We start from the raw sequence: 21,101 nt of genomic DNA on the forward strand, positions 1-21,101 counted from the left end.
GAGTTGGTCCGCTCCTGGTCCGGATCTTGGTGTGCGGTTTGCTGTGCAGACGAGAGGGCCGCGCGGGACCACACGGCACAGGTGGGCGGAACCGTCTTCTGAAATCCACGTAGTCTGAATCGATGCTGTTCACGCAGGTGGAGCTCATTGTGGTCCGGGTGTGCCGATGGTGTTCGTGACAGGAACGTGACACGTGAGGCGCTTCTGGCGGCCCCGGTTCGACGGCGGTTCTGCGTAGGCGGAGCGTGAGGCGACGGGCCTCGTCGGGGTGTTCTGGCGAGGTCATCGTGTGGTTGGCCAAAAGGCTGCCGGGGTCTGCTTACCAGAGGGCGTCCTGCTCGGCTGACGGACTGGAAGGCTGAGGTGCCGCGGCCGGGCGCACTTGCGTCTTGGCGTTGATGGCACGAGGTTCTGTCGTCACTGCGCCCGCGTCGCGGAGCTGCCGGACGGCGGCGATCACTTGGGCGGGCCGGTAGACGGTTTCCAAGAGGGCGTATCGCTTGAGTTCCGGGATTGTGCGTCCGTCGGGAGATCCGGAGATGAATTCGTGCAGGATCCGACGGAGCGGAGCGGTATCAGGCTCGAAGACGAGCTCGAGCATCTGTTGTTGGGTGTCCCTGGGGTCGCGGTAGCGGACGCCGTAGGAAGGGTCCACCTTCCACATGGCGTCCTTCATCTTCTCCAGCCCCAGTTCGTGCCGGGTACCGAAGATCAGGTATAGCTTCCTGTTCCCCTCGTCGATCATTTCGAAGTACAGCGTGTGTGTGAAGCCGGCCTGGCGGAGTGTGGCTCGGTACTGCTCGCGCAGGAAGGTGAAATTGTGCGCGGAAGGCTGGTGGTATACGGCTTGCCACTCCTGGCTGCCGAAGGCTGCGTCCCCGAGTTGGCGGTGGCCGTCGTGGGTCTCGGCGAATCGCGTGAGAAAGGCGGGTTCAAAGGTCACCATCACTTCGGTGCTGGGGTGACGTCCCAACTCCTGCAGGAGGGAGAAAGGGATGTCGGGGCCGCCGAAACTGTCGATCAGGACGAACAGGGGTTTCCCTAACGTTCCGGTGTTCCGCAGCTTCTGCAGGAGAGCTGGATGGAAGTCTCCGTGACGTATGTCCACTGCCACTCGCTGGGCGATGCTGTCCGTCTGCCGGGAGCGGGCGAGTTCCATCTGGTGCTGTAATTCCTTGACGCGCCGTGCGTCTTCTTCCATGAGGATCACACGCATGTGTTTCGGGAACCTGCGCAGAGCGTCGGCGAAGACCTCGTACGCGATGACGGGGGAGCCGGGCTCGCCCCGTTTGTAGACGCCGGCTCCCGCGAACCCTTCCGCGTAGCTGATCACGTCGTGCCGTGACAGCAGAATCGGCGCCCATGCCTTCAAGTACTGCTGCAGTAAGTCGTGTTTAGCCGCCGTGTGCGGATCACGTTCCCACACGGCTTCCTTCGGTACGGCCACGACCGCTCCCCCTTGCTTCCGCCGGCCCCGCCGGGGAGAGGGTCACACATCGTTGATATATGCCACCAGAGTGCGTACGGCGTGCTGCTGGACGTTGGCCGTTAATGAGCTGCCACAGGAAGGCGGGGAGGCATTTCGCCCCAGATCGCTCCATCGAGTTCGCGACCCCCGGACTTCGGCGTGCGGCCCCCCCACTGTTTGAAGAAGAAGGGCACGTCGGCGCTGTTGCAGGCATCGCGGATGTCTACCAGCCACTCTTCCTGGACGGGGCGGTGGTGGGGCCCGGACTCCCCTCCGGCGATCACCCAGCCGATGCCGTCCAGGCGCAGGCCGGTCAGTGGGCCGAGGAGTGGTTCACAGGACAGGAAGCGCACGGCGGCGGGAACGTGTCGCAGGTCGGCGACGCGATCGAGGTGCTCCGCGCTTTCGACGGAGACGCCCATCCACAGGTTGGGCGGCCAGTCGAGTTCGCCGGCCACGCGTCGCAGTCTGCGGGCCCGTTTGGTGAGTAGCTGGTAGGTGTGCTGAGGCGTCTCGGTGATCACCTGGAAGACCTGTCGAACGAAGTCCAGGGGGACCTTCGCGTGGAAGAGATCGCTCATGGAGTTGACGAAGACCATCCGCGGCGCTTTCCACTGACGGGGAACGGCCAGCGCGTCTGGATGCGGCGTGAGACCGAAACCTGGGCCGGATGTCCTGGGATCACCGTCCGCCTGGTACTTCGCGACCCCCATCGCCTTCAGGCGCCTGGATAACGTCAGGGCGTAGCAGTTGTCGCACCCGGCAGAGATCCGGTCGCATCCTGTGGTGGGATTCCACGTCGCCTCAGTCCACTCGATGGTGCTGCGATCGCCCATGGGTCCCCTCCCGTAGCGGGTGGACAAGAGCCATCAGCGCTTGTCCCGCCCGGCGCATCGACTGCGCTGCATAACGAGCGGCGTGCCGAACTGGCACGCGATCGCCCCCATCCTTCACGTCGAACACGCGTGCTGAGAAGGGGGTCTTGGGATCGAGGTTCGATCTGGGGTTGAGCTCGGTCAACAGCGGTGTGCTCGACAGCCAGCTGTCCGCCTGGTTTCGACCGCGAGAAGTACCAGGCCCTCCGCGCAGGCCCGTCGACACAATACTTGTCCGCGCATGCGCTGTCGGTGCTGGAAGTCGCCGTCGAATAGCAGTCAGTCCCGGCTGGTGGGCCAGGCATGCGCAGGACCTCGCCCAGTACACCTCCATCATCCAGCAGTTCACACTGCTGCGCTTCCCACGGCACCGTGAGGGGGTCGACGGGCTCGGGCGGCGAGCCAGGGCGGTCAGGCATTGCCACAGGCCAGCGCGCAGAGGCAGGGTGAAGTCATCGGGGGCAGCCACCGGACGGGGGCGATGTCTGAGGGGTAGGCCGTCGCGGGGCAAGGAAGACCTGCTGCTCCTCTTCGACGGTTGGTCGGCCGTGGCAGAGAAGTCGGTAGGAGAACGCTCTTCGGCTTGGTTGGGGTGTCCGATGGTCCGACGCCTCCGCGCGTATGCCTCGTCACGGGTGCCGTCAGCATCAGGCCCGGCGCGGATGGAGAGAGCGCCACTGGAAGCCCGCGCCGATCCAGGAGGGCGGGACGACGCCGTACGCTGTGCCGGGGGGGGCAAGAGGGACTCGTCTTCGACGTCACCATGACCGAGGAAGCCACCCGCCACCGCGTCGCCCAACTCGCCGACCTTGTACGGACCGGGGCACGTCGCACTGGGCGCGCCGTGCCCCGACTCCGCATCAGCTCAGAACTCTTCAGCTCGGAACTCAGCGGCTCAGAACTCCTCGTTGGTGACGAGGGCGTTGCCGAAGACGTCGTACACCGAGACGTAGCCCTCCTTGGAGTCCTTCCAGTCGTCGAAGGCCGCGGTGAGCGCGCGTGCGGTGGCCAGGGGCTCCTTGACCGGCGTTGTCCCACCGTTGATGTCGGTGGAGATGTAGGCGTTGCCGGTTCTGTCGTCCCACTCGCCGATGACGCGCCGTACGCGGGACGCCGCCTTCTTCTGCTCCTGGGTGCCGTTGGCCTCGACCCACGCGCGGAAGTCGTCGGCGTTCTTCCTCGACTGCTTCTTGTCGGCGTCGGGCGGCAGGGTCTCCTGCTCGGTGGCGGTGCCCTGGGCCGTCGTGTCGGTCCACTCGCAGCCACTCGTGAGGCCGATGGCGACGCACGCGCCAAGGGCGAGCGCCGCGGATCGGATCAGCCGGGGGTGCATCATGCGCTCCTCCCTCTCAGAACTTGATCGCGTCGGCCTTGTCGTTCCAGTTACCACCGTAAGCGTAGGAAATCTTCTTGAAGTTCGGGTACCGGGTGTATCCGGCCCCGAGGAAGAGGTGCGGGTCGGGCATGCCGGAGCGGAAGTCGTACAGCTCCACACCGCGCTGGGGGCGGTTGACGTACGCGGAGGACGCCTTGTCCCGGAAGCTCGGGCTGTACTGGTCCAGGTGGCGGGTCTTTGCGGTGTCGTACGTCGGCCACTGCAGGCGACGGCCCTTGAAGTCCGCGTCCTGCCACAGGCACACCCAGCTCTTGGGGCAGTCCAGCCAGCTGCTGCGCAGGGCGGTGGCGGCCCGCGCCGTTTTCGGGGCGCTCTGGGCGGCTGCGCCCTCGCGCGCCTGCGGGGTCGGCGCGTGCTCGGCGAGGTAGGCGTCGGCCTCGGCCTGGTCGTCGAAGCACTCCATCGTGCCGTCCTGCGACACCTCGGCGCAGACCTGCGCGCCGCCGAGGTCGTCGGACCGGGAGTCGATCTTCTCCCCGTGGTAGTACATCTCGACCTTCGGCGCGTTCTCCACCTCCTGGTGGACCTGCGCCTCCTCTTCGGCGGTCGCGGTGCCGGAGACGGCGCCGGGGACCTCGGGGAGGGAGCTGTCGGCGAAGGCCGGAGCGGCGGTGATGCCTGCGGTCGCGAGGGCGAGGGTGGCGGCGGCCATGGTGGTGCGGGCGCTGATGTGCACGGGTGTTCCCCAGAAAGACGTCATGTTCGAGCGGACCCACGGAGTTCCGGGTTCTCCGGAGCGCGGATCCGATCAAGGAACGTATTGCATGGAGTGTGCACCGATCTAGCGGATGAATCCGCTTAAAGCCGACAAGTTCTACCCACCCCATCTGTGGCGTTAAGCATGGTTGTACGGCGAGGGATAACAGCCCCATCAAGATCGACTCACGGCGCGGTCAAGCACCTCGTGACCTGGCGTCACGTGGTGACGAGTCCTCATATGTCCCTCGTGGCGCCCGGTTTACAGCCGCCCTTATCCACGCCTTACGATGATCAATCCCATTTCCCCCACACCTCACAGCTTGACCGGCAACGCACCGACAACACGGGAGAAAACCCGTATCACGCCATTGGTGCGGCTTTGCCATGCGCCAACTGTGAGAGGAAGAGCATGAGTTGACATCGCACATACGGAGACCGGCACGCGCCGGGATCGCGGGCCTCGCCGCCGCCGCGGTCCTGGCCGGGCTGATCCAGACCGGCACGGCCCACGCCGCACCCGACGGCACGACCGTCGCCTCCCAGCCGAAGTCGGCAGCTGACGGACCCGGTTCGGGTGCCGTCGCCGACCCCGACGAGAAGCTCGGCAAGGACTGGGACACCTCGAAGGACCGGGCCGTCACCGCCGCCGCCGACTCCGAGGGACTGCGCATTCTCGCCGCCGCGTCGGACGAGGCGTACGCGTGGAAGACCGCCGCCGTCCTCAACGAGCCCGGAATGCCCGCCGATTCGTGGATCGGCAACCAGTGCGTCATGGACGACTCCCATGTCGCCGCCGTGTACGCGCCGCGCGCGTTCACCAACAAGCCGGACCTGATGCAGGGCGGCGCGTTCACCGCGATCGTGAACACGAGGACGGGGGACGTGACGAAGCTGCCGTTCACCGGCACCCTCGCCTACTTCGACCCGACCTGTAACACCACCACGCGCACCGCGGCCTTCACCCAGTACCGCGACATGAACGACGTGTCGCAGGTGAAGACACAGGTGATCACGGTGGACACGGCGGGCAGGACCGTCGCCAAGACCGGTGAGCTGCGCGGCCAGGTGTCGTCGGCGGCGCCTGTGAAGGACGGTGTGGTCGCCGGTCTCGGCCGCGACCTCGTCCACGTCGACGGCAAGGGCAGGATCCGCAAGGTCGCCGAGGGCGACAGCGTTCCCTTCGACATCCGCCCCATGGGCGGCGACCGCGTCGGCTTCGTGGACCGCAAGGGCACGAAGACGGCGCAGGCGAAGGTGTACGACGGGCACGGCGAGCCCCGCACGATCGCCACCGGACGCCTCGGCGAACTGGGCCTCGAAACCGGCGCGCGGGGCCGCACGTTCCTGACCGGCGAGGCCAAGGACGTACGGCTGCGGGACAGCGGGGTCACTCGGGTCGACGCGCCCGCCGACACCGACCTCTCCTCGCACGGCCGGCTCGCCGTCGCGCCCGTCCTCACCCCCGGCGTCCGCGCCGGACTGACCCGCATCAAGGGGGCGGGCAAGGGCTTCGACAAGGCGAACGAGCCCGAGGCGGGCGTGCGTTCGCGCTCCGGCCAGGCCCCGGGCACCGCGGACGACGAGACCACCATCACCGTGACGTCGACCGCGACGACCACCGGCGAGGAGGTCGAGCAGCGGGTCGAGTCGGCGCGGCCGCGCACCACCGCGGGTCTCTCTCCCGCCCTGACCGGCGACAACAAGCCGCGCACGCTGACCCGCGCCTCGGCCGTCAAGACCGCGGCCGCGTCCGCGCCCGTCTCGCACGATCCCGTCGACACCGACCGCTGGTGCTCCGTCTCGCGCAACGACATGAGTGCCCAGGCGTTGCAGCCGACGCCGAACCAGGTGGAGTGGGCGGTGGACATGGCCGTACGCGGTGAGCTGCGCGCCAAGTGGATCCGTCAGGGCGACTACCGGGGCCAGGCGGGGCTCGGTACGATCGACCCGCAGGGCCTGTTCCCGCTGCCGAAGCTGAACGGGGGCGGCCGGATCCCGGCGAGCGTGCTCCTCGGCATCCTGGCGCAGGAGTCCAACCTGTGGCAGGCCGAGTCCGGCGCGATCCCCGGCCAGATGGGCAATCCGCTGGCCGCCGTGGACGGCTACTACGGCCACAAGGCGAAGGACACGCTCCTCGGCTACTGGCGCATCAACTGGGACAAGTCCGACTGCGGTTACGGCGTCGGCCAGGTCACCGACGGCATGCGCCTGAAGGGGCACGAGAAGAAGGACGAGACGAGCCTCGACCCGAAGCTGCAGAAGGTCATCGCGGTCGACTACGCGACCAACATCGCCGCCTCCATGAAGATCCTCGCCGACAAGTGGAACGAGGTGCACAAGGACGGGCAGAAGATCACGGTCAACAACGACGATCCGTCCCGCATGGAGAACTGGTTCACCGCCGCCTGGAACTACAACCTCGGCTTCAACCCCAAGTCGGAGTCGGGCAAGAACGGCGGACACTGGGGCCTCGGCTGGTACAACAACCCGGCCAACCCCATGTACAAGAAGGGTGCCTGGGACCACCCGTTCATGGATGTCAGCCTCAACGCGAACAACATCCGTGACGCGGCGCACCCGCAGGACTGGCCGTACGAGGAGAAGGTGATGGGCTGGTCCGCCTGGTCCATCGACACCGGCTTCTCCTACGGCACGGACGGCAAGCAGGACTGGAAGGGCGAGTCCGGCTTCAACACCGCCGGGTTCCGTCCCGCGTGGTGGGCGAGCATCGCCGACCGGTCCCGTGTCAGCCCGCCGCTGGACACGTTCTGCAACAAGAAGAACAACTGCGACCCGGCCAACCCGGTCGACTGCCCGGACGAGGCCTGCTACCGGCAGTTCTGGTGGACGCAGGAGAAGGCGGAATGGAAGCCCGACTGCGACCAGACGTGCGGGCACGAGAGCATCAAGTACGCCACGCTGCGCTCCGAGCCGGGCCGCGGCTACCGGCTGAAGAACGGCGATCCGGTGTGCGGGGGCGCCCCCGCGGGTTCCGACGTCGTCGCCTCCGTACCCAACGGAACGCCGACCTGGTCCACGTGCGGCAAGGCGTCCTCGACGGGCTCGTTCCGGTTCACCTTCCATCCTGACTGGGACAAGCATTACGAGGCGAAGGCCGATCTGCACTCCATCGGCGGCGGCCACGGCGGCCACTTCTGGTACACCCACACCCGTAACGAGGACCACCTCGGCGGCGACGGCAACCGGATGACGATCGAGGGCGAGTGGACGGCGGGCAAGAAGTACGACCTCGCCGCCGTCTACGCCTACGTCCCCGACACCGGGGCGCAGACCAGGCACGCGACGTACGTCGTCAGCGGCGCGTCCGGCGGCCCCTACGAGCGGGTCGTCGACCAGAACGCGAACAACGGCAAGTGGGTGCCGCTGGGCGCCTACAAGTTCACGGGCACGCCGAAGGTGAAGCTCACGAACTACACGAAGACAGGCACCGCCGACCGCGACATCGCCTGGAACTCCGTGGCGTTCAAGCCGATCAAGGGCAAGTTCGTGCACCGCTCGCTGACCGCCGCGGCGATCTTCGACCCGAACCAGGAGCTGAACTCCAACTGGCCGGTGTCGACCGAGATCAACTCGCCCGTGCAGTCGATGAAGGCGCTCTACGACTGGGGTCTCGGCCTCGCCGACCACGGTCCGCTGTGGAACAACCCGGAGGGCGCCGACGCCGTCGGCATGTCCTCCAAGGCGCGCTGCCCTTCGGCGAAGGCCGTCGGCGAGTGCACGGGCCAGAAGACGTGGGACGCGGCCGACAAGTGGGCCAAGGAGATCAAGGCGGGCGGCTGGAAGCCGCGCGCCGACGGCTCCGCCCCCGCGCACTCCATCCCGCGCTGGATGGCCATGTCCAACGAGCGGCCCGACCCGGCCGCGCCCGCGTCCAAGGCGTACGCGGACCCGAACAGCTACAAGATCAAGTCTGATGTGAACGTGACGTTCGTGGTCGGTGAGGACGGGAAGATCGTCGACGGCAGCGTGGGGTCCGACTACCGCGCCCGCGTCGGCAACGCCCACCTGCCGCACTTCGTCACGGACATCATGCAGGCGATCGAGGCGGACTACGGCATCCCGGCGCCGGACATCGACTACACCACGCAGGACGCGCTCGAGTACGGCAACGTCCACACGTCCCACCCCTACAAGGACGGTGACACCCCTGGTCAGGCGTACTTCCCGCACTTCCGCGGCGCACGTCTGGACGACGCCAAGCAGTGCGTCGACTTCCGCGGGGTCGGCGGCGGTGTGCACGGCTACCGGGCGATGATCGGCCACAAGTCCGTCAACGACAACGTCAAGGCGTGGGTGGACCAGGTCAACAACGACCTGGAGACCAACCACACCGTGCGGCGGTTCGCCGGGGACGTCTACTCGATGTTCTTCAAGAACACCGGGAAGTGGAACAACAACATGTTCGGCTCCATGATCGGCAACGCTCCGCCGATCTGGCAGGACATCGCCGCGGCCTTCTGCGCCGACGGCTCCGTGAAGCCGACTCACCTGCAGAAGAACAAGGACGCCAACCCGTCCGACGGCATCGTCTTCCAGTCGTACATGCCGGACCTCTATCTGTACGTGGACGACCGGCTGACCGACAACCTCGGCCGGAAGTCGAACCACCGCATCAGCGGCGGCGACTGGCGGAACTTCTCCAACTTCCCCGCCACCGCGCCGAACGGCAACGCCTTCGCCTCCTGCTCCGCCTACCACCGGGGCAGCGGCGGCAATCCGTGGGGCGTGGACGCCCCCGTTCCGCTCCTTGGGGACGGGCCGGGGAACCGTCCCGGCAGTGTGGTGCACTGTGACGAGCCGGCGAACAAGTTCACCGAGAACCTCACCCGGTGACCCGGAGTGGGTGAGTGAGCGTATGACCGCCGACTGATCCGATGCACGAAGAGAGGGGACGGACCGGCCCGCACCGGCCGGCCCGTCCCCCCTCCGCACGTCTAGGGAGAAATCCTCATGGGCTTTCTGTACTTGGCCTTCTTCGCCGCGTTCCTCTACCTGGTGCCCGTGGCCCTGCTCTGCAGGAAGGTCGCGATCAAGACAACGGCGAAGATGGGCTGGACCATGGCGTTCCTGCTGATCGTCTTCCCCGTCGTCCTGCTGGTCATCGGCGGCGTGGTGGACGCCAAGGGAGCCGCGTCGTAGGCATCTGCCGCATCGCGCACAGAGGGAGCACGGCATGCGCATTCCTGGCCCCGAACCGAGGGTGGACGAAACTGTGCCGCCGGAGAAGGCCGCAGCCTTGAAGGATATGCCGCCGCCGGAGAACGTCGCGTTGCGGAAAGTGACGTTGCCATCGGAAAAGGTAGCCCCAAGGAAGCTGCACACACTGCCGGAGAACTTCGCGAAGTCGAAGGTAACCGTGCCACCGGAGAACACCGCTGCAGTGAAGTCGCCGCCGTCGAAGGTAGCTCCGGTGAAATCGAGGTCGTATCCACACCAGGTGGTGGGCGGAACGGGCTGGAGGAGATGGTCGCGGATGGTTCTGATGATGGTGAGGTGGACTTCCCGCTCGCCGGTCCTAAACCCTGCCGCGTTGGGGGCGGGTTCGTAGGGCATGCGCAGGTAGGCGCAGAGGACGTCGATGCAGACCTGGCGTTGTTCGGGCCAGTCGTCGGCCAGGCGTGCCATGGCGTAGACCCCGGGCGAGGCGAACCGCAGCCTGGTCGTGACCCAGCTGCTCTGCGGCAGTGGTGTAGCGCTCAGCAAGCTGGGTGGCGTCCGCGCGGTGGGAGGCCCCCTCGTCGTGAAGCTGCCCGCCGTACAGTGCGGCCCCCGAGGCACCGGTCCTGAGAGCAGGATCTCAGTGAAGCCGCACCCAGTTCTCCGGGGCCAGCAGCGATGGTTACTCTGGAGAATCCGAGTGCAGACATCCGTAGATGATGCCTGGAACGTTGGTCGGCCCCATCAGGGTGGCGGGCCCCTGTTGTAGCGTCTCAAGTACTTTCTCGAAGTACGAAGCGATCGATGGGAACTGTGGTTCGCCGAGTTCGTAATTCCCGTCCAGCGTCGACCAGCGGCCCACTCCGCGCATCGCGGGGTCATCAGAGATGTAAAGGCCAGGGATGACCTCCTCATCCGTACTCAACCAGGCCACCCACTGCTCGGCACCCCACGGGTCGGACTCCGGAAAACTGATTCGGGGCTGTGTGCTCAGCGCCGGGCCGAGAAGGACGCCGTCCGGCAGAAAGTCACCAGACGCGACCTCGCCTTCATCTTGATCCTCCTCGATCTCTAGGTTCTCCACGCCACCGCAGACCCGCCACAGCGCGGTCAGCTCCTGAGGGAATCCGTAGCCGGCGTAGTGTCGGAGCGGTTCTTCAGCCTTTGTGACGTCCTTATGTGCGGCCGGCGGGAGCATCGATTCCGCCGAGGTCGGCGCATTCTCTCGCAACCACGTCTCGACCCGGCGCCAGGCCGTAACAACCGGCTCTACGTGCATCTGATCAGACATGGCGCCTACGGTACCGACCAACAACCGTGTTGTTCTGGGCTTGATGCAGACGAGTCCAGCGGGTGCTCTCGGGCCGCAACTTGCCAATGTGTAGCGCGGCCCCGCACTCGTGCACGACGCGGGCTCAAGGGCCTTGATGGGCAACTCGGCCATCCGGAACGCCTCCCTTTCAGGAGGGGGGCGGACCACTCATATCGCTGCGCCGCTGTCACCATGTCGGCGTCGTTTGCCGCTGTTCGGGATCTCGAAGTCGGCCGCGGACCGGGCCCTGGATCATCTGGGACCGCTGTTGGCGATCTCGCCGGCCCGACGTAAACGCGAGGATACTGTCTACATCGTCGACGGGACGCTGGTCCCCACCCGGGACCGCACCGTCGCATCCTCGAGCAAGAACTACCGGTACTCGACGAACCTGCAGGTCGTCATCGACGCGAACAGCCGCCTGGTGGTGGCCATCGGTGACCCGTTGCCTGGCAGCCGCAATGACTGCCGGGCGTTCACCGAGTCCGACGTCGATGTCGCCTGCCCAGGTGTTCCGTGATCGCTGACGGCGGCTACCAAGGCACCGGCCGCCTGCTAGAACTGGAAGATCCTTCGGGACTGCCGACTCAAGGGCAACGGAGTTCACCGAGCCATCCTCGGCATCGCCCGACTCCACAACATGGCCCTCACGGGATAACCCCAGCCCCATACGGGACAACCTCTAGGAGTTCTCTTTGGCGGTCTGGAAGGCGAAACGGTAGTTGGCGCAGCCTTAGGTGAGGGGCTGGTCCGGACATGGTCCGGATCTTGGTCTGGTGGTGTCGGCTCGGTTCGTGCTGCGACTGCAGTGCGAGTGGCTCCGCGGCATTGTGTCCACCGCGCTCTCCGCTACCTGTACGAAGCAGGAGAGGGCCGCAGGGCGTGCCGGATCGAGCGAGGTCTGAACGGGAGCTAGCTCAAGTCGGTCGGAGTGCCAGTGGTCATGGCGATACTCGGAAGATGTGCAACTGACTTTCAGGCGCATGTCCAGGAGTCCTCGACCGAGTAGGAACGAATTGACACCCGAGAGCGACACGGTGCCCGACCGCGACCTGTACCTGCTGGCGCAGATGCGAGAGGCCTTCGGGCGCGTGGTCTACAGTCACAAGACCCATGAGAAGCAGGCGGACATTTGCTTCACTGAGCACCGGTGGCAGCAGGGCGTCCTCATTGTTCTCACCGCGATCAGCTCGGGCACCTTCCTGGCCGCGGTGGTCGGCCTTCTCGGCAGCGCAGTGCTGACGAGCCTCGCGACCTCTTCTATCGCGCTCCTGGTCAGCTGGATGAGCCTTGGGACGAAGACCTTCAAGTTCGAGGAGGAGTCCGAGGCCCACCGCGGCATCGACTCCCGGCTGTGGGACATCCGGGAGTCGTACATCTCCCTCATCACCGACGTGATGTCCGGCACCGTCTCCAACGCGGAGGGCCGAGAGCGGCGGGACGAGCTGCAGCAGGCCGTGCGCGACGCCTCGCCAACGCGCCCAGGACGAGCAGCAGGGCAGGGGAGTGTCCGACCTCGACATGATCTTCATCCTCCCGCCCGGTATCCGGTCGAGCTACGAGGGGGACACGGCCGCCTCAGAGCGGCCGCTGCGGCACGTGGCCGCGACGCCCTGCACGTCTCGTCGCTGGGAACTGCGCTGCCCTGGGGGCTGAGCCCCCCCCTCACGGGCCGCGTAACGCGGTCCAGGATGCGCGAGCAGCCTGTGCCGTCGTTCTCCAGACTTGGCGGTGTCTCATGAGACACCGCGATCAGATGGTGGCGGCGCCGGACGCACACCCAGTTCCCAGATGTAGGCCGCGCGAACCTGACCGGAACTGGTCCATGGACATGCCGTAGGCGCTGTCCGACGGCTGTGCGACCGCGTCGCCGTCGGACTCGACCGCGCTCCCGAAGCGGGCTCGGCTCACGGTCCGCGCCAGAGGTTGGCGAAGGCGGCGTTCTCGATGGTCCGCCTTTGGCGTACGGCCTCCAGCTCCATCACCGCGTCGTGGACGGCGGCCAGCACGGTCGTCACCGCCTCGTCCTCGAGGCCGGGCTCACCGTCGGATGGTTCGTCGTCGATGCCCACGGCCGAGGCGAGGGAGGCCAGGACGGGTTCCTTCTCTTTCCAGCGGTCGGCTGCACGCCGGCGCGCGGGCGTATCGACCAGTTCCATGCGCTGCGAGCCGAAAGGCAACCGGCCGCTGAGCTGCGGCTTCAGCTCGTCGTTCTCCTCCATGGCGGCCTGATACGCGGCCGAGAGGTCTCGGCCCCGGCGCCACATCCAGTCCTCGATCCGCTCGTAGGGCGCCTGTCGAGTGAGCCCTGCCGCAGCCTCGCCCATGAACCGATCGTCCAGCGTCGGCTGTCCACCCGGCACGATGCGGTCGCCGTCCACGGTGACCACCCCCGCACCGATGAGATCGATCAGCTCGGCTCCCGCGAGTGCGAGGGACAGATCGCCCTGTCCCACGGAATGCTTCAGGTCCATGGCGATGATGAACAGGTCTTTCGCCGTGGTCATGAACGGCTCCCCTCGGAGACATCGACAAAGGTGCGTCCCCACCCACCGGGCCCGCGTCCGAGGCCAGCGCGGCGGTGGGGCGACTGTCACCACCAGTATCGCCCCGCCCGCGCGGCCGAGGTCTTTTCGCCAGGTGGCGGGAGTTTCTGCCGACGACGTCGGAACGGCGGGTCTTCGCTGTAGCGGATCCCGAGCCGGTTCGTCCGCCTGTCCCTCGAGCGGCTGCGAACGGTCGATGAGAACAAGATCATCAGGCGCGTGGCGTCTTCGCACGAGTCCTGCCGCAGGGAGGGATGAGACATGTTGAAGCATCTGGAGAAGCGTCGAACTTCGGCTCGTACCGTGAAGTCCGCGAGCTGACGGCTGATGTGCTCCATGCTGTTGGGCACGGGGACAGCAATCCGCCACGTGAACGCACGGCCCCTCCTGTTCGAGTCGGCGGCCGGGAATAGGCCTAGGCGCGCCACTGAGGCGCATTTACCGTGCGCCTATGGGTGAGCTGCGCACACGCAAGTACGAGCGATGGTTCCGCGCCGCAGACGTCGACGGCGACAGCGCGATATCGCGGCAGGACGTCGTCACGATGAGCGAGCGCTACGTCCGGGCCAGGGGATCGCCCCCGACTCCCCTCAGGCGCGGCAGATGTACGAGACCATGCACGGGTTCTGGGAGTCCGTGATCGCCCCCGCCGACGCCGACGAGGACGACAGGGTGACCTTGTCGGAGGTCACACAGGCGTTCGCCGCCACTTTCGCCGATCGCGCCCGCTACTGCGAGGAGCTTGCGCCGGTCGCCGACCGCTTCTTTGACCCCGCCGACGGCGATGGCGACGGTGCGATCAGCCGCACCGAGTTCTTCTACGGAGACGATCCCGGCTCGCCGGCCAACCACATCTTCGGCCGTCTTGCATAAGGGAATTGGGCTGGCTCCCTTACGCACATCGAGACCTGAAGCTCCGATGGAACCCCAGGGAGTGCCGACTCCAGGTTCCAAGGTTGGGCCGACCAGCTTCAGTGCCCAGACCAACCGCTCCGTTCAAGGAGGCCGCTGTGGCGCAGAACAGCACCGAGCAGAAGTTCACCTTCCTGTTCACTTGGTTCGACCGCACTAGCGACGGCTACCTCACCCGCGATGACTTCCAGCAGATCGGTGAGGTGTTCGCCGCGGTAGCGCCGGACGAGAGCAACAAGAGCGCGCTGCGCGAGGCATTCATGCTCTGGTGGGACGTCCTGGGCGAGGCCGGTGCTCCGGACGCTCAGGGCCGCATCGGGCGCCAACAGTTCATCACCGCCATGCGCTCCCACATCGCTGCTGATGCCAAGACCGTCGAACGCCTGGTGACGCCCATCATCGACGCCCTCATGCGCGCCCTGGACACCGACAAGAGCGGCATGCTCACCGCTGATGAGTACGTCCGCATGTACGAGGCCCTCGGTATCGACCCGGCCACCTCCAGCGCGGCCTTCCAGCGCCTCGACCGCAACGGCAGCGGCACCATCACCCACGACGAGTTCCGCACCGCCATCGAGGAGTTCTACCTCAGCACCGACACCGAGGCACCCGGCAACTGGCTGCTCGGCTCGCCACTGCCGCGCAGCTGATCGGTCCCGATACGGGCAGGCTGCCCGGGACCTGATCACGGCCGTGTTGGCGACGAGCTGACAGCGTGAGGTCACGAATGGGTGAGGCTTTCGTGGTCCCACTGCTCCAGCAGCGTCTCCGCCGGCAGCGCGCTGCCGGCGGAGGGAAGGTGCTGGACAGGCATGTCGTGGGAGGCGCACGCGAGCAGTTGCTCAGCGACGAGGTGAGGAACGAGCAAGGCTGTGGCGCCTGATTTTCGGGTGAAAGCTACCTGGTAGGTGGCAATGACTGATGCCTTCCATAGGGTGAGAGGGTCGCGTTCCGGCTCGCTGTGGCGGGTGCGGGGAAGAGCGGGTGCCTTGACTGCCACCAGCTGCCACGGTGTGGTGGTGGTGGGGCGGGCGGCTTCTTCGCGTGCCTGGCGGATCCAGCCGGCGGTGAGCCGACGGAAGGCGGTGTGAGCTTCGGGCTTCCCCCTGCGGCGGCGCCCGAAGGCGTCGCTGACGACGGTGTACACCGAGAAGCCATGATCCTCCAGGCGCTGCCAGGACCAGGTGGCTCGGCGACTCCACTCGTTCCACGCTCGCCGGAAGGTCTTCTCCGCTTCCGCTCCCAACCCGACGAAGCCGGGATCGCCGGAGAACTGAGGCGTGGGCAGGACGCGTACGGCAGCAGCCTCCAGCAGATGGGCCGGCTGGACGAGTTCCGCGAAAGCCCGACGTTCGGCGTCGAGGACTGCGGTGAGCCGATTCTGCAGCCCCTCGACCCAAGGGGCGAGGAACGGGAAATCGGCTACTGCCCACGCCAGGCAAGCGCATTGCAGGGCCCGAGCGGTTCCGCTAGGTCGTGCCACCACAGGTGTCAGAGGGCTGTCGCCTGCCGCACCCCGGACGGCAGTCTGGTCCGTGACTGGTCCGGGGACAGTCCTCGTGCAGGTCGACGGTCGACCTGGGGCAGCCTGTTGCTTACCCAGAGTGACCCCCGTGTCGGTTTGCCTGGAGTGCAACGGCGTTTCCAGGCAACCGACTTCAGGCTCTAGAAGAACCCAAGCTTCTTTGGACTGTATGAAACAAGAACGTTCTTGGTCTGCTGGTAGTGCTCCAGCATCATCTTGTGGGTCTCACGGCCGACCCCCGACTGCTTGTATCCGCCGAACGCCGCGTGCGCCGGATACGCGTGGTAGCAGTTCGTCCACACACGGCCCGCCTGAATGGCCCGGCCCGCCCGGTACGCCGTGTTGATGTCACGCGTCCACACCCCGGCCCCCAGACCGTAGAGCGTGTCATTGGCGATCTTGATGGCGTCGTCGAAGTCGTTGAACGACGCGACCGAGACGATCGGGCCGAAGATCTCCTCCTGGAAGATCCGCATGCGGTTGTCGCCCTCGAAGATCGTCGGTTGGACGTAGTAACCACCGGCCAGTTCACCGTCGTACTCGATGCGCTGCCCGCCCGTCAGCACCTTCGCGCCCTCCTGCTGGCCGATGTCCAGGTAGGAGAGGATCTTCTCCAGCTGGTCGTTGGACGCCTGTGCGCCGATCATGGTCTCGGTGTCCAGCGGGTGCCCGGCCTTGATCTGCTCCGTGCGGGCGACGGCCGCTTCGAGGAACTCGTTGTACTGCCCGCGCTGCACCAGCGCCCTCGACGGACAGGTGCACACCTCGCCCTGGTTGAGCGCGAACATCGTGAAGCCTTCGAGTGCCTTGTCCCGGAAGTCGTCGTTGGCGGCCCACACGTCGTCGAAGAAGATGTTCGGCGACTTGCCGCCCAGCTCCAACGTCACCGGCTTGATGTTCTCCGAGGCGTACTGCATGATCAACCGCCCCGTGGTGGTCTCCCCGGTGAAGGCGACCTTGGCGACCCGCGGACTGGACGCCAGCGGCTTGCCCGCCTCCACGCCGAACCCGTTGACGATGTTGACGACCCCGGGCGGCAGCAGATCGGCGACCAGACTCATCCAGTAGTGGACGGAGGCCGGGGTCTGCTCGGCAGGCTTGAGGACGACCGCGTTGCCCGCGGCGAGCGCGGGCGCCAGCTTCCACGTGGCCATCAGGATCGGGAAGTTCCACGGAATGATCTGCGCGACGACACCGAGCGGCTCGTGGAAGTGGTAAGCGATGGTGTCCTCGTCGACCTCGCTCAGCGACCCCTCCTGCGCGCGAATGACTCCCGCGAAGTACCGGAAGTGGTCGATGGCGAGGGGGATGTCCGCGGCGAGCGTTTCGCGGATCGGCTTGCCGTTCTCCCAGCTCTCGGCGACCGCGAGCTTCTCGAGGTTCGCCTCCATCCGGTCGGCGATCTTCAGGAGTACTTCCGCGCGCCCGGTGGCCGACGTGCGTCCCCACCCGGGCGCCGCCGCATGCGCCGCGTCGAGGGCGCGCTCGACGTCCTCCGCCGTGCCCCGGGCGATCTCGGTGAAGGTCTGCCCGTTGACCGGACTCGGATTCTCGAAGTACTGGCCACGGGCGGGTGCCACATACTCGCCGCCGATGAAGTGGTCGTAGCGCGACTGGTAGGAGACGATCGCGCCCTCGGTGCCGGGCGCTGCATAACGGGTCATCTTGGCTGGCCTCCCGGGAAAGACTGCCCGCCGTTGGGCAGCTCTCGCCCGGAGGCTAGACACGAGGACGTTGCATCGACGTTGCGATCCTCCCGTCGCAGGTTTCTCTCCCTCCGTCGTACGTCGCTTTCCTTCCGCCGTACGCCGCCTCCGCCCCCTCGCCGTGGCCGTCCGAGGGCGAGGAGAGTTCGGCGTCGAGCTCCTCCAGACGGGCCCGGACGGGAGCCGTCGGCCGCAGTGAGGCCAGCGCGCGCCACACCGCCAAGTCGTCCTCACCCCACGGAGCATGCGCCCAGTTCATCAGCAGATCCGGGTCATTGCGCTCGATGAGTGCCGCCCGCAACTGATCTGCCAGCCTGCGGCGGAGCCGGACGAGAGCGGGGGCCTGGGACTGCGGGAGCAACGGTCCGGCATACGCTGCCGCGGCCGCCGTCACCGCCCCCGCACCCAGCCGACGTTCCACCGCGTCGACATCCGACTCGACTGGCACCGCCAGCCGATACGGCCGCGACCGCAGCAGCTCCGCCCCCAGAACCCGCCGCAGCCGAGCCATCTCGGCCCGCAGCGTCACCTGCGACACCGACTCGTCCTCGTACAAGTCGTACAGCAACTCGTCCCCCGACAGTCCCTCCGGATGCCGAGACAGGAGCACCACGATCTCGCTGTGCCTGCGGCTGAGCCGAACCTTGCGCCCCGCCACGAGCAACAACGCCTCGTCCCGCCCCAGCGCGGCCAACTCGACCGTATCCCGCGCGCCCACCGGCGGCGCGAGCAGTGCCAGTTGGGACTCCGCCGCTCGCGCGACCGCCTGCACGAAGGCGAGACTGTGCGGGTGCGCGAGCCCGTCCCCGCCGGTGATGTCGACCGCGCCGATGAGCCGCCCCGTCCGTGGATCGTGCACGGGAGCCGCCGCGCACGTCCACGGCTGCACGCGCCGCATGTAGTGCTCGGTGGCGAAGACCTGCACCGGTCGGCCCACGGCGACCGCAGTGCCGGGGGCGTTCGTCCCCATGGCGGACTCCGCCCACCGCGCACCCGGCACGAAGTTCATCCGTCCCGCCCGCCGCCGCGTCACCGCGTGCCCCTCGACCCACAGCAACCTGCCCTGCGCGTCGCACACGGCGAGCAGGTGCTCCCCGTCCGCCGCGAAGGTGCCCATCAACTCGCGGAAGAGCGGCATCACCCGCGCCAGCGGATGCTCCGACCGGTACGCCCCGAGGTCGCCGTCGGTCAGTTCCACCGCCGCGCCAGTGCCCTCCGGACTCACCCGCGCCCTCGCCGACCTCCGCCACGAGTCGGCCACCACCGAACGCACCGGACGGGAAATCGTCCCCTCGGCGGTGAACCTCTCGTGCGCCCGACGCACCACCCGCACCCGCTCGACGGGATCGGCACCCGGCTCCAGGGCCAGCCATGGCTCGGTCAAATCGGCCTCCCGGGACGGCGATGCGGTGCTGCCATCGTCGCCCCGGAGGCGGAAGCCGACAAGGACGCGCCGTGTTTCAGGCGAAGTTGACGAGGCGTAGGTACCGCGACCAGTCCCAGTACGGCCCCGGGTCCGTGTGGTCCGATCCGGGGACCTCATGGTGGCCGATGATGTGCTCACGGTCCTTCGGGATGTCGTACTCCGAGCAGATCGCAGCGGTCAGCGCGGCGGACTGCTCGTACATCGCGTCGGTGAAGTACTCGGGTTTGTCGACCCACCCTTCGTGCTCGATTCCGATGCTTCGTGTGTTGTAGGTCCAGTTCCCGGCATGCCAGCCGACGTTGCGCTCGCGGACGCACTGGGCGATGTGGCCGTCCTTGGAGCGCACCACATAGTGGGCCGAGACCTTCTTCGCCGGGTTCTGGAAGATGGCGAGCGCGTCCGCGTACGTCTCCTGTGTGACGTGGATGACCACGTAGTCGACGGGATAGGTGGTGGGCCGGTTGGCCGCCGTGTAGTTGGAGGTGCTGGCCGGCACCCATTCGGCCAAGGGATAGTCGACCGCGCGAGCCCCTGCGGTGGCGCGGGTCGCGGGCAGGAGCGCCGCGGGGACGGCGGCCGCGACCGCACCCTGCAGCAGTCGACGCCGACTGGGGAAGCGTCTCACTCGATCCATGACTGGCCTGCCTCTCGGTGGGGGGAACGGCTGGACTGGCGCTGTACCTGGGGGGCCACCGCGGTGGTGGGCCCACTGTTTCGCTGCGGCGGTGATGCCCGCTACGGCGTGAAAGACGCAGAGCCGGTCTCCGGACGGGGAGAGGCCGTTCCGGTGAAGGGCACTGAGCTCTAGGAGGTGCGGAGGTCCGACCGCTCCACTCTGGGCGGATGGGCCGTCGGTCCGACCGGGTGGGCCGCGCCGCGCGCACGGGTCCCGATCCGCGTGGTCACCGCCGTCGCTGTCGCTTCGTCACGGCAGCGGCGCCTCGCGTGATTCACGGTACGGCGGCTGCCGGTTGAGGTGGAAGGGCGTGACCCGGATCGGTGTATGGCAGCGCGATTGTGGATATCCCGGCCACCCGATCGGGGGAGGGGCGCCGGTCAGAATCGGGGCAGTCGCGCACGTCAAGACCGTCCTGCCTACGTCCGCTGAGCCTTCCCGCCCCCACTGACTCCGACCGGATCGTCCAGCACCGCCCGCGCCACCGAGTGCGCGGCCCCCAGCAGCGGCCCGTCCGGACCGAGGCCGGACACCGTCACTCCACAGGCTCGACCTGCGGTGCGCTCCGTCAACTCCTGCTCGAGAGCGGGCAAAAGCCACGGCGCGAGGCGCGACAGCGCTCCGCCGAGCACGACGGCCTGCGGATCCAGCAGATTCACGGCGCCGGTGAGGGCGATCCCCAGGGCTGCCCCGGCACCCCTGAGGGCGCGCCGCACCCTCTCGTCGCCTGCGGTGGCGCGCTCGGCAAGAGCTTCACCCCGCTGCTCTCCGGGGCTCAGGCCCGCATCGCGCAGGACCGCTTCTTCGCCCGCGTATTGCTCCAGGCAGCCGCGGCCGCCACAGGGGCATGCAGGCCCCTCGGGGCGGACGGGCACATGCCCCAACTCGCCGGCGAATCCGCGCGTCCCGCGCAGGAGCCGCCCGTCGACGACGAGCGCCGCGCCGATGCCGATCTCCGCCGAGACGTGGAGGAAGTCCTGGGGCGATTCCTCACCGAGCCACAATTCCGCGAGCGCACCGAAGTTGGCCTCGTTGTCGACTGTCAGCGGCAGGTCGGTGGGGAGGAGCCGGCTCAGGTCGATGTCGCCCCAGCCGAGATTGGGGGCGCGGACCACCGTCCTGGCATCGCGAGAGACGAGACCGGGCACGGCGACCGCCAGGCCCGCGGGGGAGAGCCCCTCTTGTCGTGCCTCGGCGCACACCTGCTGCACCAGCACAGCGAGCTCCTCCAACACGGGCACGGGCGAGCGACCGCGGTTGGCGACCCGCCGCTCGGCGCGTGCACGGATCTCCCCCCGCAGATCGACCGCGCACACCGAGAGATGGTCGACCCCCACCTCGGCACCGACTCCGACGGGCCCCAGCGCGCTGACGGCCAGGGC

General features: G+C 67.4%; 17 protein-coding genes and 1 pseudogene. 7 read left to right on the forward strand and 11 right to left on the reverse strand.

What is annotated here, in order from left to right; all coding sequences use genetic code 11:
- Window positions 1-319: 319 nt before the first annotated feature.
- The 4 genes from AOK03_RS14770 to AOK03_RS14785 all read right to left on the reverse strand — a co-directional run bounded on the left by AOK03_RS14770 (window position 320) and on the right by AOK03_RS14785 (window position 4,415).
- Window positions 320-1,447 carry a three-Cys-motif partner protein TcmP gene (locus AOK03_RS14770; RefSeq protein ID WP_055565701.1) on the reverse strand — a complete coding sequence of 376 codons (1,128 nt, stop codon included), beginning with the start codon at window positions 1,445-1,447 and terminating at the stop codon, window positions 320-322.
- 101 nt (window positions 1,448-1,548) lie between these two features.
- A complete protein-coding gene (locus AOK03_RS14775) occupies window positions 1,549-2,304 on the reverse strand; it encodes a DUF5131 family protein (RefSeq protein ID WP_055565702.1) in 756 nt (251 codons plus the stop codon).
- Between the two features lie 934 nt (window positions 2,305-3,238).
- Entirely contained in the window at window positions 3,239-3,679 is a 441-nt protein-coding gene (locus tag AOK03_RS14780; RefSeq protein ID WP_244177617.1) for a hypothetical protein, read from the reverse strand.
- A 13-nt stretch (window positions 3,680-3,692) separates the two neighbouring features.
- Window positions 3,693-4,415 carry a peptidase inhibitor family I36 protein gene (locus AOK03_RS14785; RefSeq protein WP_055565703.1) on the reverse strand — a complete coding sequence of 241 codons (723 nt, stop codon included), beginning with the start codon at window positions 4,413-4,415 and terminating at the stop codon, window positions 3,693-3,695.
- Between the two features lie 437 nt (window positions 4,416-4,852).
- Here AOK03_RS14785 and AOK03_RS14790 point away from each other — a divergent pair, with 437 nt between their 5' ends.
- The 3 genes from AOK03_RS14790 to AOK03_RS42550 all read left to right on the forward strand — a co-directional run bounded on the left by AOK03_RS14790 (window position 4,853) and on the right by AOK03_RS42550 (window position 10,007).
- Complete coding sequence (locus AOK03_RS14790) at window positions 4,853-9,292, forward strand: golvesin C-terminal-like domain-containing protein (protein WP_055565704.1); 4,440 nt, start codon at window positions 4,853-4,855, stop codon at window positions 9,290-9,292.
- A gap of 117 nt (window positions 9,293-9,409) precedes the next feature.
- Window positions 9,410-9,598, forward strand: coding sequence for a hypothetical protein (locus AOK03_RS14795; protein WP_055565705.1), 189 nt, complete (start codon window positions 9,410-9,412; stop codon window positions 9,596-9,598).
- Between the two features lie 34 nt (window positions 9,599-9,632).
- Complete coding sequence (locus AOK03_RS42550) at window positions 9,633-10,007, forward strand: hypothetical protein (RefSeq protein WP_157868950.1); 375 nt, start codon at window positions 9,633-9,635, stop codon at window positions 10,005-10,007.
- Window positions 10,008-10,298: 291 nt separating this feature from the next.
- Here the strand turns inward: AOK03_RS42550 and AOK03_RS14800 are convergent, their stop codons facing one another.
- The gene (locus AOK03_RS14800; protein ID WP_055565717.1) at window positions 10,299-10,907 is read right to left on the reverse strand and encodes an SMI1/KNR4 family protein; all 609 of its coding nucleotides are present in this window, start codon (window positions 10,905-10,907) and stop codon (window positions 10,299-10,301) included.
- A 217-nt stretch (window positions 10,908-11,124) separates the two neighbouring features.
- Here AOK03_RS14800 and AOK03_RS14805 point away from each other — a divergent pair.
- Window positions 11,125-11,586: pseudogene (locus AOK03_RS14805) on the forward strand (transposase); the annotation flags it as partial.
- Between the two features lie 379 nt (window positions 11,587-11,965).
- Entirely contained in the window at window positions 11,966-12,670 is a 705-nt protein-coding gene (locus AOK03_RS44005) for an SLATT domain-containing protein (RefSeq protein ID WP_244177618.1), read from the forward strand.
- A gap of 165 nt (window positions 12,671-12,835) precedes the next feature.
- On the opposite strand, the gene AOK03_RS14815 is transcribed toward AOK03_RS44005, so the two are convergent.
- Entirely contained in the window at window positions 12,836-13,435 is a 600-nt protein-coding gene (locus tag AOK03_RS14815; protein WP_055565707.1) for a GOLPH3/VPS74 family protein, read from the reverse strand.
- Between the two features lie 642 nt (window positions 13,436-14,077).
- Between AOK03_RS14815 and AOK03_RS44010 the strand changes: the two genes are divergently transcribed.
- Complete coding sequence (locus AOK03_RS44010) at window positions 14,078-14,347, forward strand: EF-hand domain-containing protein (protein ID WP_055565708.1); 270 nt, start codon at window positions 14,078-14,080, stop codon at window positions 14,345-14,347.
- Between the two features lie 137 nt (window positions 14,348-14,484).
- The gene (locus AOK03_RS14825) at window positions 14,485-15,036 is read left to right on the forward strand and encodes an EF-hand domain-containing protein (RefSeq protein WP_055565709.1); all 552 of its coding nucleotides are present in this window, start codon (window positions 14,485-14,487) and stop codon (window positions 15,034-15,036) included.
- A gap of 71 nt (window positions 15,037-15,107) precedes the next feature.
- On the opposite strand, the gene AOK03_RS42555 is transcribed toward AOK03_RS14825, so the two are convergent.
- From AOK03_RS42555 to AOK03_RS14850, 5 genes are all read right to left on the reverse strand, one after another.
- Window positions 15,108-15,869, reverse strand: a complete 762-nt coding sequence (locus tag AOK03_RS42555) for a hypothetical protein (RefSeq protein WP_157868951.1) — start codon at window positions 15,867-15,869, stop codon at window positions 15,108-15,110.
- A gap of 182 nt (window positions 15,870-16,051) precedes the next feature.
- The gene (exaC, locus tag AOK03_RS14835) at window positions 16,052-17,575 is read right to left on the reverse strand and encodes an acetaldehyde dehydrogenase ExaC (RefSeq protein ID WP_055565711.1); all 1,524 of its coding nucleotides are present in this window, start codon (window positions 17,573-17,575) and stop codon (window positions 16,052-16,054) included.
- A gap of 55 nt (window positions 17,576-17,630) precedes the next feature.
- Window positions 17,631-19,001 (reverse strand): GAF domain-containing protein, encoded by a 1,371-nt coding sequence (locus AOK03_RS14840; protein ID WP_244177619.1) that lies wholly within the window; start codon window positions 18,999-19,001, stop codon window positions 17,631-17,633.
- A 76-nt stretch (window positions 19,002-19,077) separates the two neighbouring features.
- On the reverse strand, window positions 19,078-19,677 hold the full coding sequence (locus tag AOK03_RS14845) for an N-acetylmuramoyl-L-alanine amidase (RefSeq protein WP_055565712.1): 600 nt from the start codon (window positions 19,675-19,677) through the stop codon (window positions 19,078-19,080).
- 461 nt (window positions 19,678-20,138) lie between these two features.
- Window positions 20,139-21,101 (reverse strand): ROK family protein (locus AOK03_RS14850; protein ID WP_055565718.1); only part of this gene is annotated, 963 nt, incomplete at its 5' end.

The sequence above is a fragment of the Streptomyces atriruber genome (genome assembly GCF_001418325.1).
GTDB lineage: Bacteria > Actinomycetota > Actinomycetes > Streptomycetales > Streptomycetaceae > Streptomyces > Streptomyces atriruber.